The sequence below is a fragment of the Microbacterium candidum genome (genome assembly GCF_030315975.1).
GTDB lineage: Bacteria > Actinomycetota > Actinomycetes > Actinomycetales > Microbacteriaceae > Microbacterium > Microbacterium candidum.
On the sequence record NZ_JASXSZ010000001.1, the window covers coordinates 641,015 to 667,363 of the forward strand.

At 66.4% G+C, this 26,349-nt stretch carries 21 protein-coding genes, 1 tRNA gene and 1 pseudogene; 16 read left to right on the forward strand and 7 right to left on the reverse strand.

All coding sequences use genetic code 11. The features are described 5' to 3' along the window. Nucleotides 1–12: 12 nt before the first annotated feature. From QSV35_RS03025 to QSV35_RS03035, 3 genes are all read left to right on the forward strand, one after another. Nucleotides 13–513: an amino-acid N-acetyltransferase gene (locus QSV35_RS03025; RefSeq protein WP_286286577.1), complete on the forward strand. Its 501-nt coding sequence runs from the start codon at nt 13–15 to the stop codon at nt 511–513. A gap of 54 nt (nt 514–567) precedes the next feature. Then, nucleotides 568–1,281 carry a RodZ family helix-turn-helix domain-containing protein gene (locus QSV35_RS03030; protein WP_286286578.1) on the forward strand — a complete coding sequence of 238 codons (714 nt, stop codon included), beginning with the start codon at nt 568–570 and terminating at the stop codon, nt 1,279–1,281. A gap of 496 nt (nt 1,282–1,777) precedes the next feature. After that, nucleotides 1,778–2,188, forward strand: a complete 411-nt coding sequence (locus QSV35_RS03035) for a dehydrogenase (protein WP_286286581.1) — start codon at nt 1,778–1,780, stop codon at nt 2,186–2,188. Between the two features lie 38 nt (nt 2,189–2,226). Here the strand turns inward: QSV35_RS03035 and radA are convergent, their stop codons facing one another. Then, nucleotides 2,227–3,588, reverse strand: coding sequence for a DNA repair protein RadA (gene radA, locus QSV35_RS03040; RefSeq protein WP_286286582.1), 1,362 nt, complete (start codon nt 3,586–3,588; stop codon nt 2,227–2,229). A gap of 113 nt (nt 3,589–3,701) precedes the next feature. Between radA and QSV35_RS03045 the strand changes: the two genes are divergently transcribed. The 3 genes from QSV35_RS03045 to QSV35_RS03055 all read left to right on the forward strand — a co-directional run bounded on the left by QSV35_RS03045 (nt 3,702) and on the right by QSV35_RS03055 (nt 5,575). After that, on the forward strand, nt 3,702–4,538 hold the full coding sequence (locus tag QSV35_RS03045; protein WP_286286584.1) for a class II glutamine amidotransferase: 837 nt from the start codon (nt 3,702–3,704) through the stop codon (nt 4,536–4,538). Nucleotides 4,539–4,566: 28 nt separating this feature from the next. After that, nucleotides 4,567–5,424: an LLM class F420-dependent oxidoreductase gene (locus tag QSV35_RS03050; RefSeq protein ID WP_286286586.1), complete on the forward strand. Its 858-nt coding sequence runs from the start codon at nt 4,567–4,569 to the stop codon at nt 5,422–5,424. 60 nt (nt 5,425–5,484) lie between these two features. Next, nucleotides 5,485–5,575, forward strand: a tRNA-Ser gene (locus QSV35_RS03055). Between the two features lie 212 nt (nt 5,576–5,787). On the opposite strand, the gene QSV35_RS03060 is transcribed toward QSV35_RS03055, so the two are convergent. Continuing rightward, complete coding sequence (locus QSV35_RS03060; RefSeq protein ID WP_286286587.1) at nt 5,788–6,537, reverse strand: helix-turn-helix transcriptional regulator; 750 nt, start codon at nt 6,535–6,537, stop codon at nt 5,788–5,790. Nucleotides 6,538–6,797: 260 nt separating this feature from the next. Here QSV35_RS03060 and QSV35_RS03065 point away from each other — a divergent pair, with 260 nt between their 5' ends. The 4 genes from QSV35_RS03065 (at nt 6,798) to QSV35_RS03080 (ending at nt 16,678) form a co-directional block, all read left to right on the forward strand. Beyond that, a complete protein-coding gene (locus QSV35_RS03065; protein ID WP_286286589.1) occupies nt 6,798–14,042 on the forward strand; it encodes a beta strand repeat-containing protein in 7,245 nt (2,414 codons plus the stop codon). 728 nt (nt 14,043–14,770) lie between these two features. After that, nucleotides 14,771–15,376, forward strand: coding sequence for a hypothetical protein (locus tag QSV35_RS03070; RefSeq protein WP_286286591.1), 606 nt, complete (start codon nt 14,771–14,773; stop codon nt 15,374–15,376). Nucleotides 15,377–15,485: 109 nt separating this feature from the next. After that, entirely contained in the window at nt 15,486–15,950 is a 465-nt protein-coding gene (locus QSV35_RS03075; protein WP_286286593.1) for a hypothetical protein, read from the forward strand. 164 nt (nt 15,951–16,114) lie between these two features. Further along, complete coding sequence (locus tag QSV35_RS03080) at nt 16,115–16,678, forward strand: hypothetical protein (protein ID WP_286286595.1); 564 nt, start codon at nt 16,115–16,117, stop codon at nt 16,676–16,678. A gap of 463 nt (nt 16,679–17,141) precedes the next feature. On the opposite strand, the pseudogene QSV35_RS03085 reads toward QSV35_RS03080, so the two are convergent. Together QSV35_RS03085 and QSV35_RS03090 are read right to left on the reverse strand one after the other, a co-directional pair. Next, nucleotides 17,142–18,020 (reverse strand): annotated as a pseudogene (locus QSV35_RS03085) (aldo/keto reductase). Nucleotides 18,021–18,165: 145 nt separating this feature from the next. Then, entirely contained in the window at nt 18,166–19,068 is a 903-nt protein-coding gene (locus QSV35_RS03090; RefSeq protein WP_286286597.1) for a helix-turn-helix transcriptional regulator, read from the reverse strand. Between the two features lie 120 nt (nt 19,069–19,188). On the opposite strand from QSV35_RS03090, the gene QSV35_RS03095 reads away from it, so the two are divergent. The 4 genes from QSV35_RS03095 to QSV35_RS03110 all read left to right on the forward strand — a co-directional run bounded on the left by QSV35_RS03095 (nt 19,189) and on the right by QSV35_RS03110 (nt 20,946). Beyond that, nucleotides 19,189–19,362 (forward strand): hypothetical protein, encoded by a 174-nt coding sequence (locus QSV35_RS03095; protein ID WP_286286599.1) that lies wholly within the window; start codon nt 19,189–19,191, stop codon nt 19,360–19,362. 77 nt (nt 19,363–19,439) lie between these two features. Further along, complete coding sequence (locus QSV35_RS03100; RefSeq protein WP_286286601.1) at nt 19,440–19,847, forward strand: (R)-mandelonitrile lyase; 408 nt, start codon at nt 19,440–19,442, stop codon at nt 19,845–19,847. Continuing rightward, nucleotides 19,844–20,194 carry a carboxymuconolactone decarboxylase family protein gene (locus tag QSV35_RS03105; RefSeq protein WP_286286603.1) on the forward strand — a complete coding sequence of 117 codons (351 nt, stop codon included), beginning with the start codon at nt 19,844–19,846 and terminating at the stop codon, nt 20,192–20,194. Before QSV35_RS03100 ends, QSV35_RS03105 begins: the two co-directional genes overlap by 4 nt. Beyond that, the gene (locus QSV35_RS03110) at nt 20,191–20,946 is read left to right on the forward strand and encodes an SDR family oxidoreductase (RefSeq protein ID WP_286286605.1); all 756 of its coding nucleotides are present in this window, start codon (nt 20,191–20,193) and stop codon (nt 20,944–20,946) included. Before QSV35_RS03105 ends, QSV35_RS03110 begins: the two co-directional genes overlap by 4 nt. Before the next feature lie 150 nt (nt 20,947–21,096). Here the strand turns inward: QSV35_RS03110 and QSV35_RS03115 are convergent, their stop codons facing one another. From QSV35_RS03115 to QSV35_RS03125, 3 genes are read right to left on the reverse strand one after another with little or no spacing between them, the layout of a single operon-like run. Beyond that, a complete protein-coding gene (locus QSV35_RS03115; RefSeq protein WP_286286607.1) occupies nt 21,097–22,419 on the reverse strand; it encodes a sensor histidine kinase in 1,323 nt (440 codons plus the stop codon). A 20-nt stretch (nt 22,420–22,439) separates the two neighbouring features. Further along, nucleotides 22,440–23,120: a response regulator transcription factor gene (locus QSV35_RS03120; RefSeq protein ID WP_286286609.1), complete on the reverse strand. Its 681-nt coding sequence runs from the start codon at nt 23,118–23,120 to the stop codon at nt 22,440–22,442. A 31-nt stretch (nt 23,121–23,151) separates the two neighbouring features. After that, the gene (locus QSV35_RS03125) at nt 23,152–23,703 is read right to left on the reverse strand and encodes a hypothetical protein (protein ID WP_286286611.1); all 552 of its coding nucleotides are present in this window, start codon (nt 23,701–23,703) and stop codon (nt 23,152–23,154) included. A gap of 167 nt (nt 23,704–23,870) precedes the next feature. On the opposite strand from QSV35_RS03125, the gene QSV35_RS03130 reads away from it, so the two are divergent. Next, on the forward strand, nt 23,871–25,415 hold the full coding sequence (locus QSV35_RS03130) for a glycosyltransferase family 39 protein (protein WP_286286613.1): 1,545 nt from the start codon (nt 23,871–23,873) through the stop codon (nt 25,413–25,415). 111 nt (nt 25,416–25,526) lie between these two features. Next, nucleotides 25,527–26,342, forward strand: a complete 816-nt coding sequence (locus QSV35_RS03135) for a COG4705 family protein (RefSeq protein ID WP_286286615.1) — start codon at nt 25,527–25,529, stop codon at nt 26,340–26,342. Nucleotides 26,343–26,349 lie beyond the last annotated feature (7 nt).

The window sequence follows — 26,349 nt, forward strand, 5'->3', positions numbered from 1 at the left end:
TACGCTTGATGGGTGAGCTCCTTCATCGTGCGCCCGGCGCGCGCGACCGACGTCCGCGGCATCCAGGCCATGCTCGAGCCGTACGTGGAGCGACGCATCCTGCTCGGCAAGGACATCGTCCTGCTGTACGAATCGCTCCAGCAGTTCCTGGTCGCCGAGGCGGACGGGGTGCTGATCGGATGCGGCGCCCTCCACGTCATGTGGGAGGACCTCGGTGAGATCCGCACGCTCATCGTCGACGACGCGTGGCTGCACCACGGCGTCGGCAAGCAGCTCGTGGTGGGGCTCGAGTCGAACGCACGCGCGCTCGGGCTCACACGCCTGTTCTGCCTCACGTTCGAGGTCGACTTCTTCACGCGGCGCGGGTTCGCGCCCATCGGCGAGCAGGTCGTCGACCCCGACGTGTACTCGCAGCTGCTGCGCAGCCCCGACGAGGGCGTGGCGGAGTTCCTCGATCTCGCGCATGTGAAGCCGAACACGCTCGGCAACACGCGGATGCTCAAGCGCCTCTGAACCGCGGCGCGTGCCGATACGGGAGCCGGTCTGCGCCCGGCTTAGCCTGGATGCATGACCACTCAGCACCCGCGGCGCCGGCATTCGCCGGCCGTGTACCGGCGTCGCCGGCTCGCGGTGCTGCTGGTGCTGATCCTGATCGCCGCCGGCGTGTGGCTCGCCATCGCGCAGCCGTGGTCGAGCAAGGCCCAGACGCGGAACGCTCCGCCGCCGGTCGCCGGGTCGACTGGAGCCACTTCGCTGCCCGTGCCGACGGGCGCGTCGCCGTCGGACACGCCGACGCCGACGGTCGAGGCCGACGCGCAGCCCACCACAGTGCCACCGGCATCCACCCCGACGGCGCATGCGATGGCGACCGCGGCGCCCTGCACGCCGGCGAACGTGGCGGTGGATGCCGTCACGGACCAGACCACGTATCCGAGCGGGCAGAGCCCCAAGTTCTCGATCCGGCTGACCAATCACGGCTCGACGGACTGCACCATGAACGTCGGCACGACGACGCAGAAGTTCACGGTCACGAGCGGCAGCGACACCTGGTGGCGCTCGACCGACTGCCAGTCGGAGCCGAGCGACATGACGGTGCTCATCAAGGCCGGCCAGACCGTCCAGAGCGCGACGCCGATCGTCTGGGACCGCACGCGATCGTCGGTGTCCACGTGCTCTGCGACTACGCGTCCGAAAGCCCCCGGCGGGGGAGCGTCGTACCATCTCGCGGTCGAGATCGGCGGGATCGCGTCGAACGGAACCGCGCAATTCATCCTGTATTAGTACTTATTGGCACGTTCAAATGTCCCCCAAAAGGGGGACGCGAGGTCTCTGGACGCTCACGTACCCTGTACTTGTCACGCAGGAAGTCGTAGCTGTCCCCAGCAGCGCCGAGCCGGCCTTGAATCTTTCAACCGACCACGACACCGTGTGATCCGGACCCCCTGATGGCTTCCCCAGAGCCGCCAAGGGGGTCCTTCATTTTCCCCGGCAGGGTGTGTCGGGTCCTGACCCTTGTACATACAAAATGTCCCCCAAAAGGGGGACGCGAGGGATGTTGACGGTCACATACTCTTGACTTGTCACGTTCGACGTCGTAGCTGTCCCCAGCAGCGCCAATGCCGGCCCGATAACTTCGACCGACCACGACCGAATGTGGCCAGGACCCCCGGAAGGCTTCCCCAGAGCCTGGAGGGGGTCCTCTACTTTTTCAGGGCATGTGCGGTTCGCTCGTGGCGGATGCGGCGACTCGCGCGTCATGCCGATCTACGCTGGAATGATGGCCGAGGCACCCTGGAACGTTCACCCCGAGCACGCTCCCGACCGGCGCAACACCGCGCTCGCCGATGCCCTCCAGACGCGGGACATGGCGGCGATCGCGTTCGCGCTCCGGCACGGACCGACCGTCGTGCCGCTGACCGGCACCGATGCAGGGGACGTGTCCCTGGATGCCGGGGATGTCTGGACGTTCCGCGATCCGGAGACCGGCGCCAGAGCGCTGCTGCTGTTCAGCGACGCGGAGCATCGACCCGCAATGATTCCCGCAGGCGTGGGCCTGCACTCGCCCGCGTGGCTGAAGCAGTACCTCACGTCGCACCGCGACACCATCTCGGCCGTGTACTTCGACGTCGCCGGCCCGCATCCCATGCAGGCGACACCTGACGAGCTGCTGCGCGTCCTCGAAGCCTGAGCTGCACCCGACTGTCAGCGTCGTGCTCCAGAAGACCCTCAGAAGGCCGGCACGCCGTCGCGGATCGACCGGACCGGCCGCACGGTGAGGTCGCGCAGGGCGCCCGCCAGCGACTCGGATGCCTCGTCGATGAACGTCTTGTAACCCAGCCGCGCGCCTTCGGCTCGGCGGTGCGCGGCACTCGTGACCGGGCGGACTTCGCCGGCGAGGCTCAGCTCGCCGACGGCGGCGATGTCATGCCGCACCGGCTGGCCGCGGACGGCGCTCGCGATCGCCAGCGCGATGGCGAGATCGGCGCCCGGCTCTACGAGCCGCACCCCACCCACCGTGGAGACGTAGACATCCTGGTCGGACAGCTTGATGTTCGCGCGCCGCTCGAGCACGGCGAGGATCATCGCCACGCGCGCCGAGTCGACTCCGCTGACGACCCGGCGCGGGTTCGGCGCGGTCGACGGCACGGTCAGCGCCTGCACCTCCACGGGCATGGCACGCCGGCCCTCGAGGGCGATCGTGACGCACGTGCCGGGCTCGGGTGAGCCGTGGCCGAGGAAGAGCCGGCTCGGGTCGGGCACCTCGGCGATGCCGCTGCCGGTCATCTCGAAGCAGCCCACTTCGTCGGTCGGCCCGAACCGGTTCTTGAGCGCCCGCACGAACCGGAGCGCCGTGTGCCGGTCGCCCTCGAAGTGGCACACCACGTCGACAAGATGCTCGAGGATGCGGGGGCCCGCGATCGACCCGTCTTTCGTGACATGGCCGACGATGACGATCGGCAGGTTGCGCTCCTTCGCCACGCGGATGAGGGACGCCGCCACCTCTCGCACCTGGCTGGGATGCCCGGCCAGGCCGTCGGACTGCGCCGAGGACACCGTCTGCACGGAGTCGACGATCAGCAGCTCGGGCTGCACGTCGTCGACGTGGCCGAGGATCGTCGCGAGGTCGGTCTCGGCCGCGAGGTACAGCTCGTCGTGGAGCGCACCCGTGCGCTCGGCACGCAGCCGGACCTGCGCGGTGGACTCCTCGCCGCTCGCGTAGAGCACGCGCCGGCCCGCGCGGGCGCTCTGCGCCGCGACCTCGAGCAGCAGCGTCGACTTGCCGACTCCGGGCTCGCCGGACAGCAGGATCGCGGCGCCCGGGACGATGCCGCCGCCGAGGACGCGATCGAACTCGTCGACCCCGCTCGTGCGGCGCGGGGTATCCGTCGTATCGATGCGGGTGATGGGAAGCGCCGCGCGGACGGGGGAGACGGAGGCGACCGCCTTCACGATGCCGGTCTGCTCCGCGGTCTCCACGACCGTGCCCCACTGCTGGCACTCGCCGCACCGGCCGACCCAGCGCAACGTCGTCCAGCCGCACTCGGTGCACCGGAAGGGCGTGGGGGCGGATGCTCGTCGGGACGCCATGGATTCAGGGTATGCGGGAGCCCCGACATCCCTCCGACGCCCCGCGCACGAGGGATGCGGGAGGCGTGGTCCGGGGCATACGCTGGCGACATTCGGCGTGTGAGGGGGACGAGATGTGCAGGTGGCTGGCGTACACGGGGGAGCCGATCCGGCCTTCCGCCCTCATCCTCGACACGCAGCATTCGGTCGTCGCGATGTCGCTGAACTCGCCTCTCGGCGCGGAGACGGTCAACGGCGACGGGTTCGGGCTCGGCTGGTATCCGGAGGATGCGGCGGGGTCCCCGCATCCCGCCGTCTTCCGCAGCATCGAGCCGGCCTGGAACGACCAGAATCTCCGTGAGATCAGCCGCGCCGTCCTGAGTCCGCTGTTCTTCACGCACGTGCGCGCGGCGGCCGGCCCGCCCATCCAGCAGACGAACTGCCACCCGTTCCGGCACGAGAACTGGCTGTTCATGCACAACGGGGCGATCTCGCAGTTCGGTCTCATCAAGCGGGAGCTGACGTTCGCGGTCGATCCCGCGCTGTACACCGGCATCCAAGGCACCACCGATACGGAGGTCCTCTTCCATCTGGCGCTGACGCTCGGTCTCATGGACGACCCGGTCGCAGCGGTCGGAGCCGCCATCCGCCGGGTCGAAGAGGCCGGGCATGCCGCCGGCATCCCGTTCCCGATGCAGGGGACGCTCGCGGTGTCGGACGGCGAGACACTGTGGGCGTTCCGTTACTCGTCGCAGGGGCGATCCCGTACGCTCTTCCATTCGGCCGACGTGCCGGCGCTGCGCACGATGTACCCGGAGGCCGAGCGGCTCGAGCTCTTCGGCGACCACGCCCAGGTCGTCGTCTCCGAGCCGCTCAACGACCTGCCCGGCGTCTTCCTGGAGGTGCCCGAGTCGACGGTCGCGGTGCTCGACCCCACCGGCTACCACCACCGGCCGTTCCTCGACGCCTGAACCTTTCTGACGAACGAAGCGGAGACGTATGGAGTACGGCCTGCACATCGCAGACTTCACCTGGAACAGCGGTCCGGCCGAGCTCGGGCCGGCTCTCGCGAAACACGTCCGGGATGCGGAGGACGCCGGCATCCAGCGCATCACCGTCATGGACCACTTCTGGCAGCTGCGGATGATCGGGCCGGAGAGCAACGAGATGCTGGAGGCGTATGCGGCGCTCGGCTTCATCGCCGCGCACACGTCTGTTGCGCGACTGCACACGCTCGTGACCGGTGTGGTCTACCGAGAGCCGGCGCTGCTCGCGAAGGCCGTCACGACACTCGACGTCCTGTCCGGCGGACGGATGGGACTCGGCATCGGCGCGGCGTGGAACGAGTGGGAGTCGCGCGGACTGGGCTTCGAGTTCCCGCCGATCGCGGAGCGATTCGGCCGGCTCGAGGAGGCGATCCAGATCTGCCTGCAGATGTGGTCGGACTCCGAGGAGCCGTTCGACGGCGCCTACTACCACCTGGAGCGCACGCTCAACTCACCGCAGAGCATCTCGAGGCCGCATCCGTACCTCATGATCGGCGGGGGAGGCGAGAAGAAGACCCTGCGGCTGGTGGCGCGGCACGCGGATGCGTGCAACATCTCCGCGTCCATGGATGTCGCCGCGAAGCTGGATGTTCTGCGACGGCACTGCGACACGGTCGGCCGGGACTACGGCGACATCGAGAAGACCGCCATGGCGCACCTCACGCCGGCGTCGACCGTCGACGACGTGGCCCGTGAGACGGAGCGCCTGCGGGAGGCCGGCTTCACGGCGATCTACTGGTTCGCGGTCGGGATGCCGGAGCCCTCTGCCGTCGTGGAGGTGCTCGGGGGTGCGCTCGCGCGGGTGTCGTGAGCTTTGTGCTCCGATCCTCTCGATTCGCGGCGTGGCGCGGCGTCGCGTACACTTGTCCGCGGTGACGTGTCCGAGCGGCCGAAGGTGCAACTCTCGAAAAGTTGTGTAGGGTAACCCCCTACCGTGGGTTCAAATCCCACCGTCACCGCCACAGAAAACCCCTGTTGATCAGGGGTTTTCTTAGTTTCGGCACGGCCGCGTCTCTTCTCAAGTCTTGTCAAGAGCGCCGCCGACGTGGCCAACATCCGCGGAATCACGCGGAAGTCGGCGCACCTACGGTGGGAATCTGCCCCACCGTAGGTTTCGATGGGAACGAACATTCGAGACCCCTCGGCGCTGACAACGTGGGTCTTCTGAAGCCTGTCAGGTCAGTAGCGAACCGATCGCGTCGGCGGCCTCCCCGATGAGCGCGGCCGCTCCGAGCAGCGGAACGATCACCAGGATCTTCAGTTCGCGGGCGCGTGTGGTGACCATGGCCCAGCCGCGCCCGCCTTCGATCACGCCGAGCTTCTTCGCAATGTCCGTCTGATGATTCTTTGCCGTCTTGACGGAGATGTGCAGTTTCGCTGCGATCGAGCGGATCGAGTGCCCGCTCCACAGCATCTCGAAGATCTGCGCTTGTCGGTCGGTCAGGTGGGACGCGAGCACCGCCGTGTCGATGACCTCTTTCGTGGCAACGCTGAGAGCGCCTGACGTGTGGAGTGCCGTGCTGAGCGCGTCGAGGTTGGCGCTGACCCCGCGGTGAAGCGCTCCGGCCAGGCACCTCGGATGATCCGACATGACATCGAGGAGAGCGGGAAATGCCGTCTCGAACAGCACGTTCTTCGCTTCGATCACAGCAGAGATGCTGATGCCGGCAGCGTGAAGGTCGCTCATCAACAACCAGGGGTCACCTGGGGTGCGCGGCTGGCTGCCCTTGCTGAGAACATCCGCGATGACCTGATCCACGATCTGTTCGGCTCGCGCGGCGGTGCGTCGACCTCGAAGGGCATCCCCGACGAGCGGGTTGCCGAGCATCGCCAGCCGGTCCACGAAGTCCTCCGAAACACGCCGCGGGAGCAGCATGACGGGAAGGTCTCTCCCGGTCGTCGCCGTCGCCTCTGCGCTGTGCACCGGAAGATTGTAAGCAGAATGGAGCAATTCTCCCGCACGCGGCCCTCAGCGGCTCATTCGCGGGCGCGGGATCCCCCGCGGGCACCGCCGCGCGGCGAGAAAAATAGGACCGCAGTCCTATGGATCGCGTACCTGCGAGTTCCTTATATTCACGGAATGTTTGAATTCGCCCCGGGTGCCTCTCGTCTCGGATCCACGTCTGCCCGTCCTCAGCGGGCGCAACCCGAAGGGCTCGCGGCATGACTCGGCGAGGCGCACGAGTGACCACGCCGCGCACCTGGTCTCCCGCCGCACGCGCGCTCACGATGACCACGGTCTCGATGCTCGCCACGGCCGCGGTGCTCGTCGCCGGCCTGAGCCCTGCGGAGGCCGCTACGGTGCAGTCGACGCGCCAGCACCGGTCGGTGCAGGATCTGCCGGGTCTGGGTGTCGGGAAGGCGAAGGGTTCCGAGACGGGTGTGCCCGCCGGGTCGAAGCTGAGCGCTCAGCAGGTCGCGCCGGGCGTGCTGGGTTCGCGGGCGTCGAAGACGGGAACGAAAGCTGACCTGACGCCGCCGCCGGCGGCCGCCCCGACGGTCGCACCGTCTCCGCAGGCGGGGGCGAAGCTGTCGTCGCGGTCGACGTACGAGACGGTGTGGTCGAACCAGGATGGGACGAAGACCGCGCAGATGTCGGCGAACCCGTTGAACGTGAAGGACGCGACCGGCAAGTGGGTGGGAATCGATTCGACCCTGTCGAAGTCGAGTTCGGGGGAGTACTCCGCCCCGAACAACCCGGTGCGGCCGCGGTTCACCGCATCCACCGGCTCCGGGTCGTCGGATTTCTCCGTGACGTCGGCCGAGACCGGCGATCAGGTCTCGTTCCAGCTGCAGGGTGAGAAGCATGTCTCCGCAAGGTCCCCTCGGGAGGCAGAGGTGAAGGCGTCTGACGAGGCCGGTGCGTCCGCGTCGCATGGGGTGGCGTATGACGGGATCCTGCCGGGGGCCGATGCGAGCTACCAGGTGGATTCGGCGGGGGTGAAGGAGGTGCTGATCCTCCAGGCCGCGCCGACCTCGGCGCACCCGTCGTATTCGTGGACAGTGAGGGCGCCGGGTCTGACCTTGTCCAAGGGCGACAACGACACGGTCGTGTTCACGAACAAGCACGGCGAGCAGGTGTTCTACATCCCGACACCCGTGATGACCGACTCGTCGGGCACGGAGGGAGTATCCGGGGACGCCCTGGCCACGATCCCGGTGACGATCCGTCACGATTCCGGGAGCGATTGGACGATCACCCTCACGCCGGATGCCGGGTGGCTGAATGATCCGTCGCGGGTGTATCCGGTGTCTGTGGACCCCTCGATCGACAGCGGGCGAGACAGCTTCACCGCGTTTGAGTCGCTGAACAACGGGGCGTCTGTCAACATCACCGAACCTCACGCGTGGATCGGCAATTCGCGGTTGAACAGCGCGCCGAGCGTGTGGCGGTCTGTGGTGCACTATCCGTACGAGTCGCTGTTCGGCATGCAGATCCTGTCGGCGAAGCTGAACGAGACCGAGGCCGACGCCGGCACCGCGAACGTGACCTCCAGTGAGGCCGGCTGGGCGCACGCGAACACGTGGAACTGCCAGACGTCGAATGAGTCGACGACGAGTTTCACGTACGGCTACTACGGCACCGCGTCGTTCGACGTGACCAGCATCGTGAACACGTGGGTGTCGAACAAGACAAGCGCGCAGCCGTTCTGCCTGCGCGGGGATGAGAACCCGGGCCTGTACACATACAAGGCGGTCAGCAGCGACCTCTGGATCAGCTACGAAACCCCGCCCCTGGTGAACGGAAGCCCGACGACCATCGCGGACCCGAACCCGGGGTTCCCGTCCCAGCAGTCCGCGCCTGGGGCGACTTCGTCCGGCGCGCCGACCGCGGCTCCGCCGGTGACCTCGCTGACGCCCACGTTGAACATCAACGCCACGCAGGATGGGTCGAACGGGAACGCTCTGCAGTACCAGTTCATGGTCTCGACGAACTCGACGGTGTATCCCAATCCGATGTGGTGGACGCCGTGGCAGACGGGCCCCGCCGGATCCTCCGTCCAGGGGCTCAACGCGACGGTTCCGGCGGGCGTGCTCCGTCCCGGCACCCAGTACTACTGGACGGCGGTGGTGCAGGACCAGAACGGCATCCAGGCCTGGTCGCCGACGTATTCGTTCAAGACCACGAGCCTGCCCACGTACGGGTCGACGGGCGTGTTCTCCCCGCAGGACGGGTCCGTGGTCGCGTCGACGACGCCAACCCTGGTAGCACCGCTGGCGACCGCGACGAACGGGCAGCCGTTGTCATATGAGATCCGGTTGACGTCGGGTTCGGACGGGTCGTCGGGGCAGATCGCCCAGTCGCCCCTGTGTGCGACGAGCGGGTCGGCGTGTGTGATCAACACGTCCGCGGGGACGGTGTCGTGGCCGGTGCCGGCCTCGATCCTGCAGGACGGCGCCTCCTACACGTGGGTGGAAGTCATCAACGACGGCTACGGCGACTACACGCAGACCGCGAACTCGACGACCGGGGTCAACCGACTCACCGTGAACACCCGCATCGCCACCCCCGGCCCGTCCCCGACGGACAGCGCGGGCCCGGTGTCGGTCAACTTGGCCAACGGGAACGTGTCGGCCGCGTTCACGTCCCCGACGGTCTCGACCGTCGGGGGGAGCATGGGGCTGAACTTCTCCTACAACTCGCTTCTCGCGTCGAATCAGGGCCTCGTCGGCACGTACTACAACGAGTCCCAGTCGTCGCCGACGTTCAACTACACGAACCCGGCCGGGACGCAGGCGCTCGTCCGCACAGACTCGGCGATCGACTTCGATTGGGGCGGAGCCGCACCGGACTCCGCGGTGAATCAGACGGACTTCCAGGTGCAGTGGAACGGTTACCTGACGCCCGCCCCTGGGACCTATGCGTTTGGGTTCCAGTCCGACGACGGCGTCGAGCTCTCCCTGGGCAACACCGCGATCATCACCGATCAATGGACGCCTCGGCACGATACCTCGCCTGTCATGGAGAATGCGGCGGCGCAGATCCTGACAGTCTCGGGATCGACGTGGACGATCGGGAGTCAGTCGGGTCAGCTTCCGATCCCTGTGACCGTGAACTACTACCAGCAAACGGGCTCAGCGGATGTGTATCTCGAGGCCGAGACCATGTCCGGCTCGACGTGGAGCACCCCGCAGATCGTGCCCGCCTCGTGGTTCTCGAAGACTCCGACTCTGCTCCCCGGCGGATGGGCGTCGTCGGGGGCAATTCTCGGAGACGCGGGCACCTACGTTTCGGCATCCAAGCAGGGCGGCTCCGTCGTCGTCACCGACGCAGCCGGCGGCACCCACACGTACGCTCTCGCCTCGACCGGCGGGTACACCCCGCCTCCCGGTGAGCAGTCGGTTCTCACGACGGACGGCAATGGCAACCTTGTCCTCACGGACGAGTCGGGCACCGTGTACCAGTTCAACGCGGCGGGTCTGGTCACATCCGCGACCCCGGCCGTGGACGCGGGCGCAAAACCGGCGACCCCGGTTCCGAACTACAACGCCTCCCGCCAGCTGACGAGCCTGTCCGACCCATTGTCGGGCACCACGTCAAACGGCACGACCACTTACAGCCGTCAGGTTCAGTTCTCCTACTTGTCGTCCACGACGATCGCCTCGTCGACGAAGTCGGGCTCGAACTACGCTGCCGGCGCGTGCGCACCACCGTCGTCGACGAATACCACGTTCGGGCAGATCACGAACCAGGGCATCACCACCGGTACCGACAGCACCGCCTATCCGTCGACGTCGGATGCGGGGATGCTGTGCCAGATCCTCTACCCGGACGGGACGACCACGCAGCTGTACTACAACGTGAACGGGCAGCTCGCAGAGATCGTCGACCCCGGCAGCGAAGTCACGAACCTCGGATACACGTATGACTCGAGCACAGGTCGTTACCTGCTGAGCGCGATTCGCAATCCACTGGCGAACGACTGGCTGGCCGCGGACACGACCCGCAACCCCGCCGGACCGGTGACGACGAACATCGCCTACGACGCGTCCGACCGTGCCACTACGGTCACGCTTCCCGCCCCCGATGGGGTGACGACGGCGAAGGCCCCGCAGAAGACCTACACCTACGGGACCGGGACGACGTACGTGGATGTCGCCGGGCTGTCCGTGCCGACAACGGGCGGCAGCAACGGACACGCGGCGACAGTTACCTACAACCAGAACCTGCAGGAGCTCACCGCCACGGGTGCGTCAGGGCTGATCGCGCAGTCCATGTGGAACAGCCACGACAACAAGCTGGCGAGCATCGACCCGCTAGGCCACGAGTCGTCCACCGTCTACGACCAGGAAGAGCGGGCGGTCGCCTCCTACGGGTCGGCACCGTCGTCCTGCTTCACCGGCGTCCAGGCCGCGACCGCGACACAGCCGGCCAATGGGCCGCTTCCGGCATCGTCGACGTGCGCGGCGACGGGGCTGCCGGTCGCAGAGACGGACGCGACGTTTGACGGCAACCTGCACGGGCTTGCCGCGACCTGGTACAACAACACGCTGCTCTCCGGAGCTCCTGCCGCGTACTCGCTCGGCATCCCCGCCGCACCGGGCGCGACCGGGGGCGCGACCGACGGCTCGATCAACTACACCTGGACCAACACGGCCAACACCGGGGCGGTATCCCCGATCACCGGCGACACCGGCACCATCGTGGGCGGCAGCGGCGGCGCGAACTGGACTGCGATGTTCAGTGGGCTGATCACGTTCCCCACCGCGGGCACGTACACGTTCTATACGTACGCGGACGACGGCACCGACCTGTGGATCAACGACCAGCTGATCATCAACAACCTCTCCTCCAGCAGCCCGCACTTCGCCGGCGCGACGAAGAGCTTCACCGTCACCGCCGGTCAGACGCTGCGGATCCGGCTCGCCTACCTGCAGCTGACCGGAGGCTCCGTGCTGCAGCTCGGCGCGACGACGAATGGCAGCGTCCCGTCGACGTATTCGCCCACCGCGTCGACCGTCATCCCCGCGTCGTGGTTGTCGCCGGCATACAACCTGACGACATCGACGACGGCGAAGGATGCGACGAGCTCAACGGCGACCGCGTCACAGGTGGCCTCGACCACCGCAACGACGTCGTACAGCAAGCCCTGGTACGGGATTGCTTCGGGCAAGACGATCGACCCGACCGGACTCAATCTGACGAGTTCGGCGACGTATGAGGCGGCCGGTTCCGGGTACTTCCGTCAGCTGACCGCGACGAAGCCCGCAGGGTCGGCGACGACCACGACGAACGTCTACTATGGGCAGTCCGGTGTGGCTGCCACGACGGATCAGGCGGCGTGCGGTATTCCGGCGGGGACGAACCAGTTCGGGATGCTGAAGTCCGGCACCGGCCCGACGCCCGCAGTGGGGTCCGCGCAGTCGGTGACGTACGTGTACGACATTCTGGGTCGGGTTGTCGGAGAGAAGAACGCCTCTGATACCGCGTGGACGTGCATGACGTACGACGCGCGCGGCCGGATCTCGAGCACCTCGATTCCCGCCTTCGGTTCAGCGCCCGCCCGCACGGTATCGGAGAGCTACACCTCCGACGGGACCGCGACGGGAGACCCGCTGACGACGAGCGTCACGGACCCGCAGGGGACGGTGAAGACCGTGTCTGACCTGCTGGACCGCACCCTGTCCTACACGGACGTGTGGGGCACGGTGACGACGACCTCGTACAACCAGCTCTCACAGGTCACGTCCGTGACCTCAACGCCCTCTGGCCAGGCCGCGGCGACGCAGGCGTACACGTACAACATCGATGGTCAGGTCACTCAGATCACTGACGGCGGTAGCGTGTTGCAGACCATGACCTATACGACCGGGGTCCTGAGCGCGGTGTCCGCCCCCTCCGGTGCCGGGAATGCCGGCAACGGAGTGACGGGCACGTTCACCCAGGGCCCGACAGGTGCGGTGTCGGGCATGTCGTGGGCGTTCCCGAACGGGCAGGCCGCGGTCTCCGACCAGGTGACCCGCTCCCAGTCGGGCAAGGTCCTTACCGACACGCTCGCGGACGGGGCCACCCAGTACGCGTCGTCCTACACGTACGACGCGGCCGACAGGCTCACCGCCGCGACCGTGCCGGGCAACCAGGAAATCTGGTCGTATGCCGCGACCGGCGGATGCGGGGCGAACACGGCGGCGGGCGCGGACGGGAACCGGACCGGGTTCACGGACACCCCCACCGGGGGGACCGCGTGGTCAGTGGCGTACTGCTACGACAACGCGGACCGCCTCACCGGCGATACCATCACCAACCCGCAGGCCGGGGCGGACACCCTCGCGTCGACGAACCTGAGCGGCAGCAACCTCTCCTACGACGCGCACGGGAACACGACCCAACTCGCGGATCAGACGTTGACCTGGGACGGGTCCGACCGGCTGGTCTCGATCACCTCCACGGGAGGCGCGAACCCGGCCAACGCGGCCTCGATCAGCTACGTACGAGACGCAACCGACCGGGTCATCCAGGAGACCGTCACCAGCGGCGGGAACACCACGACCCAGAAGTACTCCTACACCGGCGGCGGTGACAGCCCCGACTACATCCTCACCACCACCGGGGCGATCACCGACCGCCTGCTGTCCTTGGCTGGCGGTGTGATGTTCAATGCCACGGGGACAGGATCCGCCTGGTCGTACCCCGACGTCCACGGGGATGTCGTCGTCACCTGCGACGGGACCGGGGCCCGGACCGGGAACATCGGGTTGTTCGATCCGTTCGGTTCTCCGATCGATCCCACCACCCACACGATCGGAACCTTCGCGGCCGACGGCGACCAGCCCAGCAACCTGTCAGGCACGGCGAACGCGCTGGGCTGGGAAGGATCACACGACAAGCTCACCGACCATGCTGGCGACATCACCGGCATCGAAATGGGCGCCCGTCAATACGTCGCCGCGCTTGGCCGGTTCCTTTCCACCGACCCAGTCGCCGGAGGGAACAGCAACGACTACAACTACCCCAACGACCCCATCAACATGACCGACCTCAGCGGGAAGGTCAGCCTCGCCGACATCGGCCGCTTCCTAACCACCGGGCCTGTTGGTGATCTCATCAACATCGGATGCATGTTCGCCTGGGGCGCCGTGGCGATTGCATGCGGGGTTGTACAAGGGCTCGCATATCTGGCTCGCGGGGATCTCGCAAGCGCGGCAGCGACGGCCGTAGGTTTGGTCGCCGGGGCGTTTCTCGGGTACGCAATGGGCAAGGTCCTGAGCCACCTCTTCAAGGAGGCGACTGGGATGCTGGTTCCAGAAATTCGTTCGCAGGTTCGCAGGGTGGTTCACCACATAATTCACCCCCGCGCCCCGAGGATGGCGCTTAAAATGAGGCACACCGATCGATTTGCTCTCCAAACATGGATGGCCTCAACTGTCGTTGCCGGAGGTGCGAACTATGTCACGTCGAATGTTCTTCATGGTCGGCGCGCATTTTGAATGATCACAAATGGCGAGTCCTATACTGGTGCGTTGGTGCTCGCGTCCTGGCGACGATTTCCGCGTTGATCTCCGTTGCCGCCGCGCTGCTGCTGAACTCGGCGGATACTCATAATTCAGCGGCATTCATCATATTAGTAGTATTCATCGTGTCTCTATTGTTGCTGTTCCTTCGCAGTCTATTCTTCAGGGTAGCGGTGGACTCCACGCATATTCGTGTGGTGAGCTGGTTCCGAGTGTACAAAATTCCACTATCGGACATCGTAAGGGTCGAGGCTGACTCTTACAGTGGGCTTCTGAATTGGGGGAATCTCGATCGTTCAGGCGATTGGTTTGGGATGCTGAGAATCACTAGTGCACGTCTGGGGAAAGCGGACCGCACGCTGGACCTCCCAGTCACGCTGAGTACGGTAGGGCGCGCAGACCGCCTCGCGGCAGACCTGCAATCTCGTGTACCACGCGCGGGGCGCGCGGATTGAGCCATTGGGCGACAACAGTGCCATCCCTCCGTGAATGGGGGCTGTAGACGCTACTACGTCGCGCTCCCAGACCACGGTTGGGGCCCTCGGAGAAGCGCAGCGACATGTATTGCCCGGATTCAACCGGTCGTTGCAACACTGGCTTGTTGAATCGAGAGCAGCATGCGGCGGTGCAATGCTCCACGGATGGGACTACAGATGATGCAGGACGCTCGCACGCCGAAGTTGGCGCGTACGAAGGTTGTGCTCGTGAGTTGGCTGTTCGCGGTTGACCTCTTGGTCTTGTCGATCGTTCGCTTCGCTACGGCTGGTGACATTTCAGGCGTCCCGATCGCCCTCATTGTTCTTCCGCCCGTCGCGTTCATTCTTCTTACCTTCTGGCTCCTGAGTGCACGAAACGAGGGCCGACTGAAGGTTGTGAAGCGCATGCGCCCTGATGCGTTCGCCGCGACCGTGGAGATCTATCCTGACGCCATTTCACAGGTACAAGCGCTTGTCGCTGCCTTCGGCGGAGAACAGCGTCCGCTACAGTCTCGCATCGCGGCGACGCTGTGCATCGATGACCGCAGGCTTGACGTGCTCGGCGGCACGCTCTTCGGAATCGGCGGATCCCCGAAGGTACTTGCCTCGTTCGCTCTTCCCGCAGGCACTGTTGCGTCTGCCGCTCCCGCCACACAGGGTTTCTATGTCCTGAAAACGTTGCAGATCGACTTTGGGTCCGACGGTGGGCAACTTGCTCTCAATCTGTTGCCGATCCGGACCGTTTGGGGTTTGTTCCCTTGGCGGGTGTCAGCGGAGCAACTGACCGATGAGGTAGATGCGTTGAACCGCGCACTTCAACTGCCGGAGGCTTAGTCGGTGCCTGTCGGAGTGGGAGTCGGACTCGGGCTCAAGGGGGGATGTGCCCTGATGGTGAACCAGAACATCAACTGGTGGTAACCATGAACGCGATGAAAGGTTGCTAATGACGACAACGGGAAATAGCGCACTGCTCCTCACTGTCGCGTCACTGGGTATTACAGTCGGTACGCTCATTTTTCTAAATCGAGCTGCTGTTGGCAGGTGGAATGTGCAAATACTCGAAATGGGTAAATCGTTCAACGGCGAACGCCTAACCAGGAATGCCCAGAAGAACTCGACGCCGAAAATGGTCGGGTTCTTGGGTATCGGCTTCGCCGGGATTGGTGGGGTGTTGCTTGTGGCGTGCACCTTGCGTCTCGGTGAGGCGCTCCCACTCGTGGCTTTGATTCCTCCATTCATCGTTGGGCTAGCGGAACTTTCCTTGGGGATATATGCCGCTGTGCGATCCGCGCATCAGAAGAGTCGTGATGACAAGCGCCGAGCGTACACTTCGGCGGGGCTACCACTGATTTTGTGCGGAATATTCACCCTGGCTTTCGTCGCCATGATCGCAGTACACGCCTACTAGCCTCGATCGTAGGTTTGGTCGCCGGGCGCTTCTCGGGTGCGCAATGGGCAAAGTCCTGAGCCACCTCTTCAAGAAGGCGAGTGGGATGCTGGTTCCAGAACTTAGTTCGCAGGTTCGCAGGGTGGCGAGTTGATGAGGTCGGAGTTTCTGATGAGGATCGAGTGATGTCCGGGAGCCGAAAGGTGACCGCACCGGGTGTCGTCCGGCTCGCCGTTGAACTCGGGTTGGTCCCATCCCATGCGGAGATCCGTCGCGATGGATCCGTGCAATGGAAGTCCGAAACTTTTTCCTACATTGGCTTTGTCTACAGGGAGGATGAGGACCTCGCATGGACCTTGTGGGTTGGCGATGCGAATTTCCCCGACGTCGAGGGCGGCATGCTGAGCGTGCCCATCATGGGTGAGCCCTACTCGATGCCTTGGCCGACTCGTGTCGATGACAACTTGACGACCTTCCTCAGAAACGGTCTGGGGGAAGCGGCCCGGTTTGTGAAGAGCCGTGAAGACCTGTGTCTCCTGCTGGCATCGCGCGACAATGTGCGCCGCGGACACGTGACTACCCGGTTCTTTGAGGGCAATCACCCCGCACGGTTCGTTGGTGCTCTGGTGATCGCGCGCGATATGGGCAGGGCTGATCTGGAGGCCGACGTCCTCGGCAAGCTTGCAGGGCTTGAAGGAGGAAGGCAAATTCGGCAGCGCCAAGGGGTGGGCGACGATGCTCGGTCGTGAGCTGAGGATGAAGATCCCGTTGGAGTAGATCACGCCGCCTCGGTATTCGCGTGCGACGACCCGACAACGCTGTCCAGGAAACCGGACCGACCACGCGGCTGTTCGGGGTCTGTTGAACGGATAGGGGCGCCTGATCTGTGGTCCTGTGCGCATCGCTCGGGGACCATCTTGCGACTGATCGCGGGAAGCGATCAACGAAGATCGGGGGCGTCCTGACGTGAGGGGATCTTGAGAAGATGCGAACGACATCCACCCGCCGCGAGCCGCACCGTGAATCTCGGCGAACCGCGGCAAATCAAGGCGAAACAGGGGGAACCTTCGCCTGCACTCCTCTGGAGTATGGGTTCAAATCCCACCGTCACCGCCATGACGAAAGACCCTGTTCATCAGGGGCTTTCGTTTGTTGCGATGGAGATTGATCACACGGTCGGGGCGCGCACCACACGGTGCTCGTCAGGGCGCGTCATTCTTCGGGGATGTCTCGGCCGAATGCCTCGAGCGTGATCGCTTCCGGTTCCGGGCCGCCGCGCACGCCTCGGTCCAGTGCGTCGATGAGGCGCAGCTCGTCGCCCGTGAGATCGAAGTCGAACACGTCGAAGTTCTCCGCGATGCGGGCGGGCTTGACGGACTTGGGGATCGCGGAGCGGCCTTCCTGCAGGTGCCAGCGCAGCATCACCTGTGCTGCGCTCTTTCCGTACCTCCCGGCGATCTCCAGGATGGTGGGGTCGTTGAACGTGCTGGTGGCGTCTTCACCGCGGTAGGAGGTGATCCCCCCGATCGGAGACCACGCCTGCGTGACGATCCCGTACTGGGCATCGGCGGCCTACACATCGGGTTGCGTGAAGAACGGATGCACCTCGATCTGGTTCACCGCCGGCACCACGTCGGTCTCCGCCAGGAGCGCGTTCAGGTGGGCGGGCATGAAGTTGCTGACGCCGATGGCGCGGACCTTGCCGTCCTTGTGCAGCTGCTCGAGGGCGCGATAGGCGCCGAGGGTCTTGTCGAACTCGCCGGGGAGGGCCTGGTGCAGCAGGAGCAAGTCGATCTGGTCGACGCCGAGCTTTCGGGCGCTCTTGTCGAACGCATGCAGGGTCTGGTCGTAGCCGTAGTCGCTGATCCAGATCTTCGTCTCGATGAAGACCTGGTCACGGGTGAGCCCGGACTCGCGGATCGCGTCGCCGACGCCGCGCTCGTTCGCATACGCCGCGGCTGTGTCGATCAGTCGGTACCTGGTGGCGAGGGCTGAGGCGACGGCTTCTTTGGTCTCGGCGGGCGGGGTCTGGAAGACGCCGAAGCCGAGCGCCGGCATCACGACGCCGTTGTTCAGGGTGAGAGTGCTCATGACCTCGACGGTAGGCGCGCTGGAATCGGATGAACAGTGACTGTCAGTACCTGGATGAACCGTCGATCCCGTCCATGGGCGCGGCCCGCTTCGGGCGCCGGATCAACCGTTCCCGGGTGAATGCCTTCTGGTCCGCAAAGCCGGGCTAACGGGGATTCGTCGCGTCTTCGGTCCGCTCGTGCTCGATCGTGGATGCAGGAGCGACGTGCGTCGCCGCCCAGCTGGCGAGCAGTCTGAGGCGTTCCTCTGACGCGCTGCCCGGTTCGGCGGTGTAGATGAGGAACGACAGCCCCGGTTCCGCGGTCAGATCCATTCCCTCGTAGCTGAGGGTCAGGTCGCCGACCTCATGGTGGTGGAAGTGCTTGGTCCCCGCGCCGTGGCGGCGGACGTTGTGCGCCCCCCATCGGGTGCGGAACTCATCACTGCGAGTGGAGAGTTCTCCGATGAGATCGTGCAACTTCTTGTCGCGCGGGTCGCGGCCGGCTTCGGTCCGCAGGATTGCGACGCTGATGTCGGACGCAGCGGCCCAGTCCGGGTAGAACTCGTGGGAACGCTCGTCGAGGAAGTTGAACCGTGCCAGATTGCCCTGCCCTGGTCCGTCGAAGACCTGGTCGTAGAACGCCCGCCCGAGGGCATTGGTGGCGAGGATGTCCATGCGCCCGTTGCGGACGAAGGCCGGGCCCGCCGTGATGGCGTCGAGCGCGACTTGCAGCCCAGGTCTGGTCGTCCACTTCTTCGGCGACCGTCGCGGTACGACCAGGGCCGGGCCGTTCGCGGTACGAGCCAGGTCGAAGAGGTGCTCGCGCTCGGCGTCGTCCAGCTGCAGAGCGCGGGCGATCGAGTCCAGCACGATCTCGGAGACGCCGGCGATGTCGCCGCGCTCGATCTTCGCGTAGTACTCCACGCTCACATCGGCGAGCATCGCCACCTCGCCGCGACGCAGGCCCGCGACGCGCCGATTGCTTCCCGCCGTGAGGCCGGCTTGCTCGGGGCTGACGTTGGCGCGTCGGGTCGTGAGGAACTCGCGCACTTCGTTCCGGTTGTCCACGCCCTCGACGCTACGCCGACCTATCCGGATGAGGGATGCCCCGCCAGTACACGTTTCGATGGTGACTCCCTGCACGCTCGCGTCCTTGTTTGGCTTGTCGGGTCAACGAAGGGAGTGCCGATGTCCCGGCTCATCGCAACCATGAGAACCATCCTGGAAGGCTTCGTCGTCCTGGCCCCGCTCGAGCTTGCTGTGCCCGTCATCCGGCACCGCCAGCTCATGGCGACGTCCGAGGAGCTGATCCGCGCGGCGTTCGCGACGGAACCTTGCGCAGACGAGGAAGCGGTTGCGTGACGGTGTCCCACTCGCCCGCATGATCCGCGCGCGCCCGTGCGGGCGCCCACGACACGAAACAGACAAGGAGATCCACGATGAATATCGAACCTTCCATCCCCACTTCGAAGAACCCGCCCGAGCAGTTCCAGGGCGACGTGTGGCTCGACGCCATCGCGCTGCCGCACGAGGGCGACCAGCGCATGGTGGTTGCGACTGTCCGGTTCGCACCGGGTGCCCGCACCGCCTGGCACAGTCACGCCCGCGGCCAGTACCTCCGCGTGACCCAGGGCGTTGCCCGCTTCGGCGACCGCGACGGGAACATCGTCGAGGTCCACGCCGGTCAGACGCTCTACACGCCGCCGGGCCAGGACCACTGGCACGCGGCCGCGCCGGGCTGCTTCATGGAGCACATCGCGATGCTCGAGAACGCCGACGATCCTGCCGGCACGACGATGTGGAAGGAGCACGTCACCGACGCCGAGTACGAGGGGGGCCAGGCATGAGCGAGCCCACGACCGGCTGGACGGGCGGCAAGAACGCCTTCGGCGACTTCGCCCCAGCGATGGTCCACTACACGGACAAGGTCCTCTTCGACGAGGTCTGGGAGCGCCCGGGCCTGTCCCCGCGCGACCGCAGCCTCATCACCGTGGCGGCTCTGACCGCGCTGGGCAAGACCGAGCAGTTGAACTTCCACCTCGCCTATGCCCGCAAGAACGGGGTCACCGAGGAGGAGCTCAAGGAAACCATTCTGCAGCTCGCCTTCTACACCGGCTGGCCGAACGGCATGAGCGCCATGACGGTCGCCAAGAACCTCTTCGACACCACCGACAACGGAGAACCGACCTCATGACAGACAACAACATCGACGGCAAGGTCGTCATCATTACCGGCGCCTCGTCGGGCATCGGCGAATCCACGGCGAAGCTTCTCGCGAGTAGGGGCGCGAAGGTCGTCCTCGGCGCCCGCCGCGACGACAAGCTGCAGCAGGTCGTCTCCGACATCACGAACGACGGCGGCCACGCCATCGCCCACGCGCTCGATGTCGCCGTGCAGGCGGACAACGACGCCATCGTGCGGCTCGCCCTGGAGACCTACGGACGTCTCGACGCGATCTTCCTGAACGCCGGACTCATGCCGTCCAGTCCGATCTCGGCGTTGAAGACCGATGAGTGGCACCGGATGGTCGACGTGAACATCACCGGCGTCCTCAACGGCGTCGCCGCCGTCCTGCCGACCTTCATCGAGCAGAAATCCGGGCATGTGCTGGCGACCTCATCCGTCGCCGGCCTCAAGGCCTACCCGAACGGCGCTGTCTATGGCGGAACCAAGTGGTTCGTCCGCGAGTTCATGGAAGTGCTCCGCATGGAGTCCGCCATGGAGGGCACCAACATCCGCACCGCCACGCTCTACCCGGCAGCGATCAACACCGAACTCCTCGACACGATCACCGACCCGGGTGCGGCCGAAGGCATGCAGGCGCTCTACGAGCAGTACGGCATCGCGCCCGAGCGGATCGCCGAGGTCGTCGCCTTCGCACTCAATCTGCCCGCCGACACCACGGTGAACGAGTTCACCGTGGGCCCGGCGAACCAGCCCTGGTGAGCGATTGAGCGCTCGGCGATCACGATGAACACCCTCGCCCCAACACCGGCCGACGCGACTGTCTCGGCCGGTGGGGCGAAGGAGAACGGGCGGATCAAGGATCTGCCGTGCGAAAGCGCTCATGGGGCGTTTCCGCTCGCTCCCAGACGTCTACGGCGTCGGCGCGACCGGCAACGCGATGGTGAAGGTAGATCCTTCCGAGCTGGTGGTCACCTGGATGTCGCCGTCGTTCGCGCGGACCACCGTGCCGACGATGGCGAGTCCGAGTCCGGAGCCGGGTCGGCTTCGCGCGGTCGAGGCGCGGTAGAAGCGTTCGAAGATGTGGGGGAGATCGTCGGGATGGATGCCGGGGCCGTGGTCTGTGACAGACACTTGCCTGCCGCTCACGGTGACGTCGACCGGCTCGCCGGATGGGGACCAGGCGATCGCATTCTCGATCAGGTTCGCGATGGCGTGGTCAAGGGCATCTGGGTCGACCGTGACGAGGGACTCTTCCAGGCGGGTGTTGATCAGTGCGTGAGGCATGCGGTGACGCACGCGGCGGACCGTGTCCGCGGTGATCAGGTCGAGCCGGGCGGCGGTGCGGTGGGGCTGCTTCTCTTCGTAGCGGGCGAGATCCAGGAGGTCGTCGATGAGCGTGCGCAGCTCGCCGGCCTGTTCCCGTGCGGCACGCACCAGCCCGGGAGCCTGAAGGTCTGCAAGACCGGCACCCTCGTCGAGCAGATCGAGGTTCGTGGTGAGGCTCGTCAACGGCGTGCGCAGTTCGTGCGAGGCATCGGCAACCAGCTGGCGTTGTGCGGTGACCGAGTTCTGCAGCTCGGCGAGCATCGCGTCGAAGGACGCGCCGAGCCGTCCGACTTCGTCCGTTCCGGTCACCCCGATCCGGGCGGACAGGTCGTGGGTCGCGGTGACGTGCTCGGCAGCTTCGGTGAGCCGGCTGATCGGGCGCAGGATGCGGCCGGCACTGAGCCGTCCGACCAGGTACGTGAACGCGGCCGCCGCGACGGTGAGCGCGCCCAGCAGCACAGCAGCGTTCAGGAGCGCCGCATCGTCGGCGTTGGCCGCGCGGCCCGTGCGGACGAGCGCGCCCACAGAGGCGTCGGGCATGGCGGCGGTATACACCCGGAACCGGTCGCCGCCGTCGCGCGCGTCCGAGAAGTACGCGGGGCTCGCCCGGTTCGCGACCGCGACATCGCGGCTGTCCAATGCGCCGAACCGGGCGGGATGACCCGCCCACACGGGGCCGGGCAACAGCTGGATCTCGACGGTACCCACGGTTATGGTCTTGCCGATGTCGGGTGTCGGGCCTTTGTCACTGATGGATTGCTTGATCTGCCGTTCGATGCTCGTCGCCTGCTGGGCGACGTCGACCAGTGACGCGTCCACCTGGGACTGGAGGCTGGCCGCGTAGATGAAATACAGCAGCACGCTCACCGCGCCGACGACGATGAGCACACCGATCGCGGCGGCCAACGCGACCCTGTTGCGCAGCGTCATGGCAGCTCCCGCAGCACGTATCCGAGACCCCGCACCGTGTGCAGCACGCGGGGCTCGCCGCCGGCCTCGAGCTTTCCACGCAGATAGCTGATGTACACCCAGAGGTTCGCCGAACGCGGACCGAAGTCGAACCCCCACACCGCGTTGTAGATGACCGTGTGGCTGAGCACGCGACCGGGATTGCGTAGGAACAGCTCGAGCAGAAGGTACTCCGTGCGGGTGAGAGTCAACATCCGCCCACCGCGGGTCACACTGGCCGCGGCCAGGTCCATGACCACGTCGGCGTAGCTCAGGCGCTCGTCGGTCGCGCCGGTGCGGCGCAACAGCGCACGCAGGCGCGCACGAAGCTCCGCGAGGGCGAAGGGTTTGACGAGATAGTCGTCGGCGCCGGCGTCAAGTCCTGCGACCCGGTCGTCGATGAGGTCGCGGGCAGTGAGCATCAGGATCGGGGTGCGGTCGCCGCCGGCGCGCAACCGCCGACAGACTTCGAGCCCGTTCGGCTCAGGCATCGCGACGTCCAGCACGATCGCATCGGGCTGTTCCGCCGCGGCCAACGCGAGCGCTTCGTCCCCGCTTGCAGCGAGCTGGACGTCATAGCCGTCGCGGCCGAGCGCGACCGCCAGCGATCGGCGCACTGCCTCGTCGTCGTCGACCACCAGCACCCGCACGCCACTCATTATCCGCGGCTGTACCCGAACCCGGTGGGCCTCACTTTCCAGCCTGGACTCGCTTCATGGCATCGAGTGCGGAAGCCAGACCCGCAGGGGTCGTCCCGAGGTCGTGCGCAATAGCTGCGAAGCCGGGCGAGCCTGGATCTACGCCGTCCTTGCCGCTCAGCGCTGCGATCCGATGCAGCGCGGACTGCGCGGCAGCGGCACTCACACCGAGGCGCGCGGCGAGAGCATCCGCCGCGGACGGGCCCGTGATGCTCCGGTCGACATGCTCACCGAACACGCTCGTGACGACCCGCTGCGAGGTTGCCGGCGACACGCCCGTGGCCGCCGCGAACGCGGTGACGCCGTCCGGGTTGTTCCCGCCGGCCTTCTTGGCGGCTACCAGGCCGTCCTGCAGGCGGCTCTCGCTGATGCCCGCCGAGGCGGCGAGGGCCGCGAACTCGGCGGATGTCGCGGAGATGCTCGCCTTCGTGGTCGATGGGCTCGGCGTGGCGGGTGACGAGCTGTACGCGATCGCCGCCGGAAGGACGATCGCACCGGCCGCCAGAACGCTGACGGCGAAGAGACGTGCGTGAGAGATGGACATGTCGGCTCCTCCTACTGGATGCCGCCAGTCCACCAAGCCTTCCGAAACGCCGGCGTGCGGCTCCCTGAAGATCGCCTAAGACTCCGCGGTGACGTGGCCTGGGGAGATTCTTGGGGGCGCGGGACGTAGCGTGGTGTCGGGGGTCGCTCTGGAAGGACGGTGCGGTCGTGTCCCTGACGACATCCACCCCGACAGTCGTGGCGGATCCCCATCCTGCCCGCGGGCGTGTGCTCGTCGCGATGCTGCTCGGGTTTGTCGGTACTGGGGTCGCGGCGGCCGGGTCGTGGATTCCCTCGCTGTGGGCCGACGAGGTTACCAGCATCATGTCGGCGCAGCGGTCGATTCCTTCGTTGATGCAGATGCTCGGCCAGGTGGATGCCGTCCACGGGCTCTACTACGCGGGCCTGCATGCGTGGGGTTCGGTCTTCGGGTTCTCCCCGTTCTCCGTGCGGATTCCGAGCGCCGTCGCCGTCGGGTTCGCTACTGCTGCGGTCGTGCTTCTGGCCGACCGGCTCGGCTCGCGCCGGGTCGCGGTCCTCGCCGGGGTCGTGTGTGCGCTCCTGCCTCGCGTGACCTACATGGGGGAGGAGGCGCGGTCCTTTGCGTTCTCCGCTGCCATCGTCGCATGGCTGACGTTCCTCCTCATCGTCGCGCTCGGTCGCGAGGGCCGGGCCGTGGCCATCTGGGTCCTGTACGGCGCGCTACTCGCCGTGGGCATCTTCGTGTTTCTTTACGTGGCGCTGTTCGCAGTGGTCCACGCCATCGTCGTCTTCACGGCGCGGGTGTCGCGCCGCATCATCGCCCGCTGGGCCATCGCGACCGGATCCGGACTGCTCGCGGCGGCCCCGGTGCTTGTCTACGCCTTCCGCGAGCACGGGCAGGTCGCCTACCTGGGCACCATCGAGCAGCTCGCACCCGACACGCTGTTCAGCGGTCTGTGGTTCGGGCAGTGGACGTTCGCAGTGATCGCGTGGGGGACGATCGTCGTCGCGGTGATCGTCGAGGTCGGCCGGATGCGCACCCGCCGCGCCTCGCGGATGCCGGTGCTTCTCGACGAGAGTGGGGCGCCGTCGCTCGTGTTCGTAGGGCTGGTGTGGCTGCTTGTGCCGACCCTTGTACTGATCAGCATGCACGCGTTCGTACCGGACTTCACGGCCCGGTATGTGTCGTTCTGCGCGCCCGCTGCGGCGCTGCTCGTCGCGAGCGGGGTCGACGACCTCTTCGCCGTCCGCCGCTGGATCGGCAGCGCCGCCGGCGCTCTCGTCATCCTGTTGGCGCTTCCGGTGTATGCGGCCCAGCGCACCCCGTACGCGAAGAACGACGCCGACTACGCCGAGATCTCCGCGGTTCTGGGCGCGCACGCCAAGACGGGAGATGCGGTCGTGTTCGACGAGTCCACCCGTCCTTCGCGGCGGCCGCGGCTCGCCAAGTACGGTTATCCGGCCGGCTTCGACGACCTTGAAGACGTGACACTGCAGACGTCCTACCTGGACGGGCTGACGCTGCGCGACTACGCGTTCACAGTGCAGAGCGCAGCCATCCTGGGACGCTTCGACGGCGTCGACCGGGTGTGGATGATCGAGTACGCGCCCTCTCCCGGGCACGCCGACACCTACGGGGTGCGCGATCTTGAGGCGATCGGCTACCACGCGACGTCGACTCGCATCCCCACGCACAGAGGACTGATCACCCTGTACGAAAGGGCACCATGATTCTTGCCGGCCCGCCTCACCTGCGGCCTCAAGGAGGGGATTCTTAGCGGTGGCTTGCGCCGGCATCCGTAGGTTCGGTGGGTCCGACCCGATCAACCGAAAGGTCCCCACATGACCGAGCCGAACCGCGTCACTCTCCGTGAGAACAAAGTCCCCGAGCCCACCGCATCGTTCTGGACGATCAAGATCCTGGCGACGACCGTCGGCGAGACGGCGGCCGACCTCCTGTCGTCGAGCCTGCACCTGGGAACCCAGGTGACCTCGGTCGTGATGGCTGCGGTCTTCCTCGTGGTGTTCGCGTTCCAGTTCGCGAGCCGCCGGTACATCCCCGCGATCTACTGGCTGACCGTCGTGCTGATCAGCGTCGTGGGCACGCTCATCACCGACAACCTGACCGATGGGCTCGGCGTGCCCCTCTGGGTGTCGACCACGATCTTCGCGGTCGCCCTCGGCGCCACGTTCGCGATCTGGTACGCGGTCGAACGCACCCTCTCCATCCACGAGATCGTGACGCGTCGACGGGAGGCGTTCTACTGGCTGGCGGTGTTGTTCACGTTCGCGCTGGGCACGGCGGCAGGAGACCTGGTCGCCGAGCAGCTCGACCTCGGCTACCTCGTCTCCGTTGGCGTGTTCGCGGCGGCGATCGGCCTCGTCGCGCTCGCGCACTTCACGTTCCGTCTGAACGCGATCGTCGCGTTCTGGGCCGCGTACGTGCTGACCCGGCCGCTCGGCGCCTCCCTGGGCGACTTGCTGTCCCAGCCCGTCGCCGACGGCGGGCTCGGGCTGGGGACGGTCGTGACGAGCTTGATCTTCCTCCTCGCGATCGTCGCGATCGTGATCTACGTCACACTCACGGGCCGAAGCCGCGCCGGGCAGGCGCGCTCGGAGGAGACTGCGAGCGCCCGCACGTTGAGCGTCGACGCGTGAACCCGGA

Bases quoted from the DNA above. Each gene is read 5' to 3' on its own strand.
- QSV35_RS03030 (WP_286286578.1), top strand. From the start codon at position 568: ATGACCACTCAGCACCCGCGGCGCCGGCATTCGCCGGCCGTGTACCGG.
- QSV35_RS03035 (WP_286286581.1), top strand. From the start codon at position 1,778: ATGGCCGAGGCACCCTGGAACGTTCACCCCGAGCACGCTCCCGACCGG.
- radA (WP_286286582.1), bottom strand. From the start codon at position 3,588: ATGGCGTCCCGACGAGCATCCGCCCCCACGCCCTTCCGGTGCACCGAG.
- QSV35_RS03045 (WP_286286584.1), top strand. From the start codon at position 3,702: ATGTGCAGGTGGCTGGCGTACACGGGGGAGCCGATCCGGCCTTCCGCC.
- QSV35_RS03050 (WP_286286586.1), top strand. From the start codon at position 4,567: ATGGAGTACGGCCTGCACATCGCAGACTTCACCTGGAACAGCGGTCCG.
- QSV35_RS03075 (WP_286286593.1), top strand. From the start codon at position 15,486: ATGACGACAACGGGAAATAGCGCACTGCTCCTCACTGTCGCGTCACTG.
- QSV35_RS03080 (WP_286286595.1), top strand. From the start codon at position 16,115: ATGTCCGGGAGCCGAAAGGTGACCGCACCGGGTGTCGTCCGGCTCGCC.
- QSV35_RS03095 (WP_286286599.1), top strand. From the start codon at position 19,189: ATGTCCCGGCTCATCGCAACCATGAGAACCATCCTGGAAGGCTTCGTC.
- QSV35_RS03100 (WP_286286601.1), top strand. From the start codon at position 19,440: ATGAATATCGAACCTTCCATCCCCACTTCGAAGAACCCGCCCGAGCAG.
- QSV35_RS03105 (WP_286286603.1), top strand. From the start codon at position 19,844: ATGAGCGAGCCCACGACCGGCTGGACGGGCGGCAAGAACGCCTTCGGC.
- QSV35_RS03110 (WP_286286605.1), top strand. From the start codon at position 20,191: ATGACAGACAACAACATCGACGGCAAGGTCGTCATCATTACCGGCGCC.
- QSV35_RS03120 (WP_286286609.1), bottom strand. From the start codon at position 23,120: ATGAGTGGCGTGCGGGTGCTGGTGGTCGACGACGACGAGGCAGTGCGC.
- QSV35_RS03125 (WP_286286611.1), bottom strand. From the start codon at position 23,703: ATGTCCATCTCTCACGCACGTCTCTTCGCCGTCAGCGTTCTGGCGGCC.
- QSV35_RS03135 (WP_286286615.1), top strand. From the start codon at position 25,527: ATGACCGAGCCGAACCGCGTCACTCTCCGTGAGAACAAAGTCCCCGAG.